The organism is Streptomyces sp. NPDC085524 (genome assembly GCF_044541755.1).
Lineage (GTDB): Bacteria > Actinomycetota > Actinomycetes > Streptomycetales > Streptomycetaceae > Streptomyces.
Genome location: NZ_JBITTH010000060.1, coordinates 1 through 11,906, shown reverse-complemented (window position 1 = coordinate 11,906; position 11,906 = coordinate 1). Strand labels below are relative to the sequence as shown.

The following is an 11,906-nucleotide window of genomic DNA, read 5'->3' as shown; positions in this document are numbered from 1 at the left end:
GGCTACAACGTCGTCAACATCGGCATCAAGCAGCCGGTCTCCGCGATCCTGGAGGCCGCGCAGGAGCACAAGGCCGACGTCATCGGCATGTCGGGCCTCCTGGTGAAGTCCACCGTGATCATGAAGGAGAACCTCCAGGAGCTCAACCAGCGCAAGCTGGCGGCCGACTACCCCGTCATCCTCGGCGGCGCCGCCCTCACCCGCGCCTACGTCGAACAGGACCTCCACGAGATCTACGAAGGCGAGGTCCGCTACGCCCGCGACGCCTTCGAAGGCCTCCGCCTCATGGACGCGCTCATGGGCGTCAAGCGCGGCGTCCCCGGCGTCGAGCTTCCCGCTCTCAAGCAGCGCCGTGTCGCCAAGCGGGACACGCCCGCCCTCCAGGTGGCGGAGCCCGAGCCCGGTGGCCGTTCCGACGTGGCCGTCGACAACCCGGTGCCCACCCCGCCGTTCTGGGGCACCCGTGTCGTCAAGGGCATCCCGCTCAAGGACTACGCCTCCTGGCTCGACGAGACCGCCCTCTTCAAGGGCCAGTGGGGGCTGAAGGACGCCGACACCATCGAGACGGACGGGCGGCCCCGGCTGCGCGGCTGGCTCGACCGGCTGCACACCGACGGGCTGCTCGAAGCGGCCGTCGTGCACGGGTACTTCCCCTGCGTCTCCAAGGGCGATGACCTGATCATCCTGGACGACAACGGTTCCGAGCGGACCCGCTTCACCTTCCCGCGCCAGGGCCGCGGCCGTCGGCTGTGCCTCGCCGACTTCTTCCGTTCGGAGGACTCCGGAGAGACCGATGTCGTCGGCCTCCAGGTGGTCACCGTCGGTTCGAGGATCGGCGAGGAGACGGCCCGGCTCTTCGCCGCCGACGCCTACCGCGAGTACATGGAGCTGCACGGACTCTCCGTCCAGCTCGCCGAGGCCCTGGCCGAGTACTGGCACGCCCGGGTCCGTACCGAGCTGGGCATCGCCGGATCCGATCCGGCGTCCATGGCCGGCATGTTCCGCACCGAGTACCAGGGCTGCCGCTACTCCCTCGGCTACCCCGCCTGCCCCGACCTGGAGGACCGCGCGAAGATCGCCGACCTCCTCCGGCCCGAGCGGATCGGCGTGCAGCTCTCGGAGGAGTTCCAGCTCCACCCCGAGCAGTCCACCGACGCCATCGTCATCCACCACCCCGAAGCCTCGTACTTCAACGCGCGCTGACCCGTACAGAAAGGAAACGAGCATGGGAGCCGTCCTCACCGAGCACCCGGCGCTCTCGCCCCCGGCGACAGCGCCTGCGAGTCCGCCCGCCCCCGCCGCCGTGCCCGCGGCCCGTCCCGACGTGCGCGAGCTGCTGGCCAGCGGACGGCGCTCGTTCTCCTTCGAGTTCTTCCCGCCGAAGACCGAGGCCGGGGAACGCACGCTCTGGAAGGCGATCCGGCGCATCGAGGCGCTCTCGCCCTCTTTCGTCTCCGTCACGTACGGCGCGGGGGGTTCCTCCCGCGACCGTACGGTCGAGGTCACCAAGCGGATCGCGGCCGAGACCACGCTGCGCCCCGTGGCCCACCTGACGGCGGTCGGGCACTCGGTCGCCGAGCTGCGGCACATCATCGGCCAGTACGCGGACGCCGGGATCCGGGACGTCCTCGCCCTGCGCGGTGACCCGCCGGGCGACCCGAAGGGGGTGTGGACCCCGCACCCGGACGGCTTCACGCACGCGCACGAACTCGTCAGCCTCATCCGTAGGCTGGGCGACTTCACGGTGGGCGTGGCCGCGTTCCCCGAGCGCCACCCGCGTTCACCGGGCTGGACCGAGGACATCCGGCACTTCGCCGCCAAATGCAGGGCGGGCGCCGACTACGCGATCACGCAGATGTTCTTCCAGGTGGAGGACTACCTGCGGCTGCGCGACCGGCTGGCCGCCGTCGGCTGTCTCACCCCGGTGATCCCCGAGATCATGCCCGCCACGGACGTACGGCAGATCAGCCGCTTCTCCGAGCTGAGCGACGCCCACTTCCCCGAACACCTCGCCAGCCGCTTGGAGGCGGTACGGGGCGACGCGGCCGCCGGCCACGCCATCGGGGTGGAGTACGCGACCGTCATGGCCGAGCGGCTCCTGGCCGAGGGCGCACCCGGCCTGCACTACATCACCCTCAACCGCTCCACGGCGACCCGAGAGATCCACCAGAACCTGAACGTCAACTGACGCTGCACGCTGCCGCCCACACACCGGAGTAGTCCATGCCCAGCCAGTCCACCGACACCGCCGCCACCGCCGAGTTCACCGACTACAAGGTCGCCGACATCTCCCTCGCCGCCTTCGGCCGCAAGGAGATCACCCTGGCCGAGCACGAGATGCCCGGCCTGATGTCGATCCGGCGGGAGTACGCGGCGTCGCAGCCGCTGGCCGGCGCCCGTATCACCGGCTCCCTGCACATGACCGTGCAGACCGCCGTGCTCATCGAGACCCTCGTCGCCCTCGGCGCCGACGTCCGCTGGGTGTCCTGCAACATCTACTCGACGCAGGACCACGCGGCCGCGGCCATAGCCGCCGCCGGGATCCCCGTCTTCGCCTGGAAGGGCGAGACGCTGGAGGAGTACTGGTGGTGCACCGAGCAGGCGCTGACCTGGCCGGGCCACGCGGGCCCGAACATGATCCTCGACGACGGCGGTGACGCCACCCTCCTCGTCCACAAGGGCGTCGAGTTCACGAAGGCCGGCTCCGTCCCGGACCCGTCCACCGCGGACAACGAGGAGTACGCGCTCGTCCTCGGCCTGCTGCAGAAGAGCACCATCGACTGGGTCACCCTCGCCGCCGGCATCCGCGGCGTGACGGAGGAGACCACGACCGGTGTCCACCGCCTGTACGAGATGCACAAGGAAGGCGCCCTGCTGTTCCCGGCGATCAACGTGAACGACGCCGTGACGAAGTCGAAGTTCGACAACAAGTACGGCTGCCGCCACTCCCTGATCGACGGCATCAACCGCGCCACCGACGTCCTCATCGGCGGCAAGACGGCCGTGGTCTTCGGCTACGGAGACGTCGGCAAGGGCAGCGCCGAGTCGCTGCGCGGCCAGGGCGCCCGCGTCATCGTCACCGAGATCGACCCGATCTGCGCCCTGCAGGCCGCCATGGACGGCTACCAGGTCGCGACCCTCGAGGACGTCGTCGAGACGGCCGACATCTTCATCACGACCACGGGCAACAAGGACATCATCATGGCCGCCGACATGGCCAAGATGAAGCACCAGGCGATCGTGGGCAACATCGGCCACTTCGACAACGAGATCGACATGGCCGGCCTGGCGAAGATCGAGGGCATCGTCAAGGACGAGGTCAAGCCGCAGGTCCACACCTGGACGTTCCCCGACGGCAAGGTCCTGATCGTCCTCTCCGAGGGCCGTCTGCTGAACCTCGGCAACGCGACCGGCCATCCGTCCTTCGTGATGTCGAACTCCTTCGCGGACCAGACCCTGGCCCAGATCGAGCTCTTCACCAAGCCGGAGGAGTACCCGACCGACGTCTACGTGCTGCCCAAGCACCTCGACGAGAAGGTCGCCCGCCTCCACCTCGACGCCCTCGGCGTCAAGCTCACCACCCTGCGCCCCGAGCAGGCCGCCTACATCGGCGTCGACGTCGAGGGTCCGTACAAGCCGGACCACTACCGCTACTGATGCGGCTTCCGATCGAAGACCGCTGACCGGCGCCCGCCCCTCCCGACCGGGAAGGGCGGGCAGCCGGCAGAACCTCCCCACCGCCCCGGAGGAACCCGTGACCATCAGTGAAATAGCCCCACCCCCTATCCAGGACCGTGCCGCGGAACTGGCCGAGATCAAGGCCATGGCCATCGCCGGGCCCGACCCGAAGGCCACCGAACGGCAGCACGCCAAGGGCAAGCTGACGGCGCGGGAGCGCATCGAGGCGCTCCTCGACGAAGGCTCGTTCCAGGAGATCGAGGCCCTGCGCCGGCACCGGGCCAGCGGCTTCGGCCTGGAGCACAAGAAGCCCTACACCGACGGGGTCGTCACCGGCTGGGGCACCGTCCACGGGCGGACGGTCTTCGTCTACGCGCACGACTTCCGCATCTTCGGCGGCGCCCTCGGCGAGGCCCACGCGCAGAAGATCCACAAGGTGATGGACCTCGCGGTGGCCGCCGGGGCACCCCTGGTCAGCCTCAACGACGGCGCCGGAGCCCGGATCCAGGAGGGCGTCACCGCCCTCGCCGGATACGGCGGCATCTTCCAGCGCAACACCAAGGCCTCGGGCGTCATCCCGCAGATCTCCGTGATGCTGGGCCCGTGCGCCGGCGGCGCCGCGTACTCCCCGGCCCTCACGGACTTCGTGTTCATGGTCCGCGAGACCTCGCAGATGTTCATCACCGGACCGGACGTGGTCCGCGCGGTGACCGGCGAGGAGATCACCCAGAACGGTCTCGGTGGCGCCGACGTGCACGCCTCCGTCTCCGGGGTCGCGGCCTTCGCCTACGACGACGAGCAGAGCTGCCTCGAAGACGTACGGTTCCTGCTGTCGCTGCTGCCCTCCAACAACCGCGAGACCGCACCCCGCGAGGCCACCGCCGACCCCGCCGACCGGCGCACCGACACCCTCGTCGACCTCGTCCCCGCCAACCCGAACCAGTCCTACGACATCCGCAAGGTCATCGAGCAGATAGCCGACGACGGCGAGTACTTCGAGATCCAGCCGGGCTGGGCGCAGAACGTCGTCGTCGCCCTGACCCGCTTCGACGGCCACGTCACCGGGATCGTCGCCAACCAGCCCTCCTCGATGGCGGGCGTCCTCGACATCCACGCCAGCGAGAAGGCCGCCCGCTTCGTGCAGTTCTGCGACGCCTTCAGCATCCCGCTCGTGACCCTCGTCGACGTGCCCGGCTTCCTGCCCGGAGTCGACCAGGAGCACAACGGCATCATCCGGCACGGCGCCAAACTGCTGTACGCGTACTGCAACGCGACCGTCCCGCGGATCCAGCTGATCCTGCGCAAGGCCTACGGCGGTGCGTACATCGTCATGGACTCGCGTTCCATCGGCGCCGACATCTCCCTGGCCTGGCCCAGCAACGAGATCGCCGTCATGGGCGCCGAGGGCGCGGCCAACGTCATCTTCCGCCGGGAGATCGCGGCGGCCGAGGACCCGGACGCCGAACGGGCGCTGAAGATCAAGGAGTACCAGACCGAGCTGATGCACCCGTACTACGCGGCCGAGCGCGGCCTCGTCGACGACGTCATCGACCCTGCCGAGACCCGCTCCGCGCTCATCGGCGCCCTCGCGATGCTGCGCTCCAAGTACGCGGACATCCCGTCCCGCAAACACGGCAACCCGCCGGTGTGACGCGCGAGGAGGCAGCGGACCGATGACCACCCCATGGAAGATCACCGGCGGCGCACCCTCCGCGGAGGAGACCGCCGCCCTCACCGCCGTCCTCACGGCCCTGCTGGCACGGCGAACCGCCGCCGCGCCGGCTCCGGCCGCCGGCGACCGGGTCCCCGACAGCGGCTGGCACCGCGCCCACCGCAACCCGCACGCCGCCGCGGGGATGTGGCGCGGCCGGTGAAGGAGGATTCCGCAGAGCGTTCCGTACACGTCACCGAAGTGGCCGAGGGCGTCCACGCGTACGTCCAGCCCGACGGGGGCTGGTGCCTGAACAACGCGGGCATCCTCACCGACGGGGACCGCAGCGTGCTGGTCGACACCGCGGCCACCGAGGCCCGCGCCCGGCACCTGCGCCGGGCCGCGCTGCGGCTCGCGCCGCGGCCCCCGCACGCCGTGGTCAACACCCACTTCCACGGCGACCACACCTACGGCAACTCCGTCTTCCCCGAGGCCCTGACCATCGGCCACGAGATGACCCGTACCCTCGTGGGCGCCGCCGGGATGCACATGGCCGGACTGTGGCCCGACGTCTGCTGGGGCGACATCGAGATCACCCCGCCCGAGCTGACCTTCCGGGACCGCTTGACCCTCCACGTGGGGGCCGTCCGCGCCGAACTCCTCCACATCGGCCCGGCTGCGCACTCCGTCGACGACACCGTGGTCTGGCTGCCCGAACGGGGCGTGCTGTTCACCGGCGACCTCGCGATGAACGGGGTCACCCCGTTCTGCGTCATGGGCTCCGTGGCGGGCTCCCTGCGCGCCCTGGAACGGCTGCGCGCCCTGGGCGCCACCACGATCGTCCCCGGCCACGGCCCGGTCGGCGGCCCGGAGATCCTCGACGCCAACGAGGCGTACCTGCGCTGGGTGCAGGGGCTCGCCAAGGAAGGAGCAGCGGCCGGGACGAGCCCCCTCGAACTCGCCCGGGCCACCGACCTCGGACCGTACGAGGACCTCCTGGACGCGGAACGCCTGCTCCCCAACCTGCACCGCGGATACGCCGAGGAGCAGGGCCTGCCCGAGGGCACCCCGCTCGACATCGGAGCCCTCTTCGAGGAGATGACCGCCTACCACGGCCGCCCACCCCGCTGCCTCGCCTAGGGCCGACAGCCTCTAGGCCGTCTAGGGGTTCCTGCGCTGCCGACTGGGGTGTGCGCGGGCGGGCGGGGCACCTTAGATTCGTCCCCGGAAGCGCGGTACAGGTCATGCCCGACCTAGGCACGCGGCCCGTCCCCGATGCCCCCTTCGAGGACGGGCCGAAGCGCACTGTGCCCGCACAAGCACCGCTTAACCGCACGCCGTTACCCTGCCTCCCTCGTACTCGACGAGTGACGAGCAACGAGTAAGGAGCACGGAAGGGCATGAGCATCATCGACACCGACAGCGAGCTGTGGGTCCGCCGCTTCCACCCGGCCCCCGAGCAGCCGTACCGCCTCGTCTGCCTCCCGCACGCGGGCGGCACGGCGTCCTACTTCTTCCCCTTCTCCCAGGCCCTCGCCGCCCACGCCGACGTGCTGGCCATCCAGTACCCCGGCCGCCAGGACCGCCGGCACGAGCCGGCCATCACCGTCACCGAGCAGCTCGTCGACCGCATCCACCAGGCCCTGCGGCCCTGGGCCGACCGCCCGCTGGTGCTCTTCGGGCACAGCATGGGCGCCGTACTCGGCTTCGAGCTCGCCCGCCGGATGGAGGCCGAGGGCGAACCCCCGCTCGGCCTGATCGTCTCCGGGCGCCGCGCCCCCCACATGCCGCGCCCCGACAGCGTGCACACCAAGGGCGACGAGGCCCTCCTCGCGGAGATCCGGAAGCTCTCCGGCACCGACCCGGGCGTGCTCGCCGACGAGGAGATCGTGCGCATGGTGCTGCCCGCCATCCGCGCCGACTTCAAGGCCATCGAGACCTACCGCTACCGGCCCGCCCCCGGCCGGGACACGGCGCTGAGCTGCCCGCTCAGTGTGCTCACCGGCGAATCCGACCCCCGGGTGACCCTGCACGAGGCGCTGGAGTGGCGCGAGCACACCTCCGGCACCTTCACCTTCCGCAGCTTCCCCGGCGGCCACTTCTACCTGACCCCCCAGCAGGACGCCGTGACCCGCGCCATCGCCGAAGACCTGGCGGCCCTCGGCCAGGAGCGGCTCCAGACCGTCGCGGGCTGACCCGGTGACCGCCCGCGGCAGGCTGCTCGCCATCAGCGACCTGCACGTCGGGCACCCCGAGAACCGCCGCATCCTCGAGGAGCTCCGCCCCGGCAGCGAGGACGACTGGCTCATCGTCGCCGGGGACGTCGGCGAGACCGCCGAAGGCGTCGCATGGGCGCTGAGCACGCTCAGCGCCCGCTTCGCCCGCGTCGTCTGGGTCCCCGGCAACCACGAGCTGTGGACCGCACCCGGCGACCCGCTCACCCTGCGCGGCGAAGCCCGCTACCAGCACCTCGTCGACCTCTGCCGGTCCCTCGGCGTGGTCACGCCCGAGGACCCGTACCCCGTATGGCAGGGCGCGGGCGGGCCGGTCCTCGTCGTACCGCTCTTCCTGCTGTACGACTACACGTTCCGCACGGGCGCCGCCCGCACCAAGGCGGAATCCCTCGCCCAGGCCTACGCCACCGGAGTCGTCTGCACCGACGAGTTCCTGCTGCACCCCGACCCGTACCCCACACGGGAGGCCTGGTGCCGGGCCCGGATCGACGCCACCGAACGCCGGCTCGCCGCCTGCGACCCCGCGCTGCCCACCGTCCTGGTCAACCACTTCCCCCTCGTGCGCGAACCCACCCGGATCCTGCGCCACCCCGAGTTCGCCCAGTGGTGCGGAACGCAGCGCACCGCCGACTGGCACCTGCGCTACCGGGCCGCGGCCGTCGTCTACGGACACCTGCACATCCCGTGCACCACCTGGTACGACGGCGTGCGCTTCGAGGAGGTGTCCGTCGGCTACCCCCGCGAGTGGAGCACCCCCGGCCACCCCAGGAACGTGCCGCGGGTGATCCTGCCCGGCTGACCCGTCCGGGCCCGTCACCCCGGACGGGCCCGCGGCGCGCAGTTGTGGCCAGGCAACTAGTGGCCACCGCTGAGGGCAGGTACGGGCCCCGGGCGGTCCCTACGCTGGCGGACAAGTGATGCCACGCAACGGGGGAAACGGCTGATGACGCTCTTGTCCCGGGACAACGAACTCGCCCGGCTGGACGCCGCCCTCGGGGCCGCGGAAGCCGGCGCCACCACCATCGTGCTCATCGAAGGGGCCCCCGGCTGCGGGAAGTCCGAAGTGCTCAGGACCGCCGCCGACACCGCCCGCGGGCGCGGCGCCACCGTCCTCTGGGCCGCGGGCAGCCCCGACGCCTCCGCCACCCGGCACCGCATGCTCGACGCCCTCACCGCCGCCGCCGGTGAACTCGACGGGCCCGCGCCGCTCGTCGTCTGCCTCGACGACCTCCAGTACGCGGACGCCGCCTCGCTCGCCGCCCTGACCGGCCTGACCCGGGCCCCCCACCGCACCGGCCTGCTCATCGTGCTCACCGGCCCGCTCGGCGGCCCGGGCGCGGACGGCCACGACACCGTCACCGAACTGCTGCGCCACCCCGGCTTCCGCCGGATCCGCCTCGGCCGCCTGGACCGCGCCGCCACCGCCGCCCTGCTGCGCGACCACCTCCAGGGCGCGGCCCGCGGCGAATCCGCCGACCGCCTGTACACCACCACCGGGGGCAACCCGCTGCTGCTCAGGGCCTTGCTGTCCGAATACGACACCAGCCGTCCCGAACCCGGAGGCCCGTTCGCCGGCGCCGTACGGGCCTGCCTCCAGCGCTGCGAAACCCCCTCCCGCGACCTCGCCCGCGCCCTGGCCGCCCTCGGCAGCCACACCACCCTGGAGCGCGCCGCCGACATCGTCGGCGCCACCCCCGCCGACGCCGTCCGCGCCCTCGCCGCGCTCGCCGAGACCGGACTCACCAACGGGCCCGGGCTGCGCCACCCCGCCGTGGCCGCCGCCGTCCTGGAGACCCTCGAACCCGCCGAGCGCGCCGGCCTGCACGCCCGTACGGCCAGGGTCCTGTACGCCGACCGGGCCGACGCCGAGACCGTCGCCGCGTACCTGCGCGCCGCCGGCACGGCCGAGGGCGACTGGGCCGTCCGCACCCTGTGCGAGGCCGCTCAGCAGGCCCTCGCCGCAGACGAGGCCGAACGCGCCGCGGCCTGCCTCCAGCTCGCCCACACCGGCACCGACGACGAGCCGACCCGCTGGCGGATCGGCCTGCAGCTCGCCGCCCTCACCTGGCGCCTCACCCCCGCCGCCGCCGAACAGCACCTCGACGCCCCCCTCGCCGCCCTGCGCGCCGGCCTCCCCGGCGCACCCTCGGGCTCCCTGGCCCGCCTGCTCGTCGCCCAGGGCCGCGTGGCGGAGGCGACGGAAGTACTGCGGCTCGCACCCTCCGGCGCCGGCGCCCTGCGCGACCTCTTCGCGGTCCCGCCCGCCTCCGAGAGCGACGAAGCCGTCCTCTGCGCCGCACTGTGGACCCACCCGGGCGGCCACCGGGACCCGTCCACCGCCGAACGGCTGCTCAAGGGAACCCCGTTGGCCCACGACACCTTCGAACCACTGGTCCAGGCCGTACGGATCCTGCTGCACACCGGGCACCCGCGCCGGGCCGCCGCCTGGTGCGAGGAACTGCACACCGAGGCCGAGCACCGCCGGGCCCCCGGCTGGCAGGCCATGTTCGGCTCGCTCCGCGCCGAGGCGCTCGTCCACCTCGGCGACCTCCCCGGCGCCGAGCGCGCGGCGACCGCCGCCGTGGCGGCCGTCGCGGGCCGCGGAGGACTGTTCATGTACCGCCCCGTCGCGGTCCTCGTGGCCGCGCTCACCGCCATGGGCCGCTACGACGACGCAGCCCGACGCCTGCCCCTGCCCCTCCCCGACCAACTGCCCGGCACCGTCCACGCCCTGCCCTACCTGCACGCGCGCGGCCGGTACTACCTCGCCACGCACCGGGCCCAGGCCGCCCTGAGCGAGTTCCTCGACGTGGGCCGCCTGGCAGGACGCTGGGGCCTCGACGGCCCGGACGGCCTGCCCTGGCGGGCCGACGCCGCCGAAGCCCTGCTCCGCCTGCGCCGCCCCCGCGAGGCACGCGTGCTCACCGCGGCCCAGCTCGCCGTACCCGGCATCGGCGCCCGCACCCGGGGCATGGCCCTGCGCCTGCACGCCGCCACCGAGGAATCCCACCGCCGGCCCGACCTCCTCACCCGGGCCGTCGCCGACCTGCGCGGCTGCGGTGACCGCCTGGAACTGGCCAAGGCCGTCGCCGACTTCGGCCGCAGCCTGCAGGCCCTCGGCGAGGGCCCGCGAGCGGGCTCCGTCATCCGGCGCGCCTGGAGACTGGCCGACGAGTGCGGCGCGACCCCGCTGTGCCGGGACATCCTGCCGGGCCAGCAACGGGCCGACGTGAGCGCCGAAACGGAACGCCAGGCCGCGGCGGACCCCGAGCCGGACGTGGCCGTCCTCAGCCAGTCCGAACGCCGCGTCGCCTCCCTGGCCTCCGCCGGATACACGAACCGGGAGATAGCGGCCAAGCTCTTCGTGACGATGAGCACGATCGAGCAGCACCTCACGCGCATCTACCGGAAGCTCAACATTTCCCGTCGGCAGGACCTGCCGATCGACCTTCAGCTCGACATTCTCGAGCACGTCGGAGTCCAGTGAGCACGCAAGACGGGCTTTAGCCGAAGTTGTGACGATCGGTTTGGACCCCTGCGGTGTGACCTGGTGACGAAATGGAGACAGGCATCATGAATCCGGACTTTGGCATGCCGAAAAACGGCCCTGCTGCCGCTGTTGCCGTTGTCGGCATGTCGTGCCGTTTTCCGGGTGCGGAGGGTGGTCCGGGGGCGTTTTGGGATCTGCTGGTGGCGGGTCGTGATGCGGTGGGTGAGGTGCCTGCGGATCGGTGGGATGTGGATGCGTTCTATGATCCGGATCCGTCGGTGGCGGGTAAGTCGGTGGCTCGGCGTGCAGGGTTTTTGAGTCGGGTCGATGGTTTCGATGCGAGGTTTTTCGGTATTTCGCCGCGTGAGGCCGTGGCGATGGATCCGCAGCAGCGGTTGGTGCTGGAGCTGGCGTGGGAGGCGTTCGAGGACGCCGGTGTGGTGGCGGGTTCTGTGCGGGGGTCTGCTGCTGGTGTGTTCGTGGGTGCGATGGCGGACGATTATGCGGGTTTGGTGCGTCGGGGTGGTGTGGAGGGGGTTGGTGCTTTCACGTCGACGGGTCTTGCGCGGAGTGTGATTGCGAATCGGGTTTCGTATCTGTTGGGTTTGACGGGTCCGTCGTTGGTGGTGGATTCGGGTCAGTCGTCGGCGTTGGTGGCGGTTTATCAGGCGTGTGAGGCGTTGCGTCGTGGGGAGGTGTCGTTGGCGTTGGCGGGTGGTGTGAATTTGATGCTGGCGCCGGAGTCTTCGGTGGTGGTGTCGAAGTTCGGTGGTTTGTCGCCTGATGGGCGTGCGTTTGTTTTCGATGGCCGGGCGAATGGTTATGTGCGGGGTGAGGGGGGTGGGCTTGTCGT

The 11,906-nt window shown here is 71.6% G+C and carries 10 protein-coding genes; all 10 read left to right on the top strand.

Annotation, left to right across the window (positions count from 1 at the left end; genetic code table 11):
• Nucleotides 1-1,203: vitamin B12 dependent-methionine synthase activation domain-containing protein (locus ACIGFK_RS42175; RefSeq protein ID WP_400056115.1), on the top strand; the 1,203-nt coding region annotated here is incomplete at its 5' end.
• A gap of 22 nt (nt 1,204-1,225) precedes the next feature.
• Nucleotides 1,226-2,188: a methylenetetrahydrofolate reductase [NAD(P)H] gene (gene metF / locus ACIGFK_RS42170; protein ID WP_376656198.1), complete on the top strand. Its 963-nt coding sequence runs from the start codon at nt 1,226-1,228 to the stop codon at nt 2,186-2,188.
• A gap of 35 nt (nt 2,189-2,223) precedes the next feature.
• Nucleotides 2,224-3,657 carry an adenosylhomocysteinase gene (gene ahcY, locus ACIGFK_RS42165; RefSeq protein WP_400056113.1) on the top strand — a complete coding sequence of 478 codons (1,434 nt, stop codon included), beginning with the start codon at nt 2,224-2,226 and terminating at the stop codon, nt 3,655-3,657.
• A 166-nt stretch (nt 3,658-3,823) separates the two neighbouring features.
• Nucleotides 3,824-5,329 (top strand): acyl-CoA carboxylase subunit beta, encoded by a 1,506-nt coding sequence (locus ACIGFK_RS42160; protein ID WP_376661911.1) that lies wholly within the window; start codon nt 3,824-3,826, stop codon nt 5,327-5,329.
• A 22-nt stretch (nt 5,330-5,351) separates the two neighbouring features.
• Nucleotides 5,352-5,552 carry an acyl-CoA carboxylase epsilon subunit gene (locus ACIGFK_RS42155; protein ID WP_376661909.1) on the top strand — a complete coding sequence of 67 codons (201 nt, stop codon included), beginning with the start codon at nt 5,352-5,354 and terminating at the stop codon, nt 5,550-5,552.
• A complete protein-coding gene (locus tag ACIGFK_RS42150; protein WP_386473736.1) occupies nt 5,549-6,469 on the top strand; it encodes an MBL fold metallo-hydrolase in 921 nt (306 codons plus the stop codon). Before ACIGFK_RS42155 ends, ACIGFK_RS42150 begins: the two co-directional genes overlap by 4 nt.
• Before the next feature lie 260 nt (nt 6,470-6,729).
• Nucleotides 6,730-7,524, top strand: coding sequence for a thioesterase II family protein (locus ACIGFK_RS42145; RefSeq protein ID WP_376661907.1), 795 nt, complete (start codon nt 6,730-6,732; stop codon nt 7,522-7,524).
• A 4-nt stretch (nt 7,525-7,528) separates the two neighbouring features.
• Nucleotides 7,529-8,362: a metallophosphoesterase family protein gene (locus ACIGFK_RS42140; RefSeq protein ID WP_376661906.1), complete on the top strand. Its 834-nt coding sequence runs from the start codon at nt 7,529-7,531 to the stop codon at nt 8,360-8,362.
• A 144-nt stretch (nt 8,363-8,506) separates the two neighbouring features.
• The gene (locus tag ACIGFK_RS42135) at nt 8,507-11,050 is read left to right on the top strand and encodes an AAA family ATPase (protein ID WP_400056110.1); all 2,544 of its coding nucleotides are present in this window, start codon (nt 8,507-8,509) and stop codon (nt 11,048-11,050) included.
• Between the two features lie 71 nt (nt 11,051-11,121).
• Nucleotides 11,122-11,906: polyketide synthase (locus ACIGFK_RS42130; RefSeq protein ID WP_400056108.1), on the top strand; the 785-nt coding region annotated here is incomplete at its 3' end.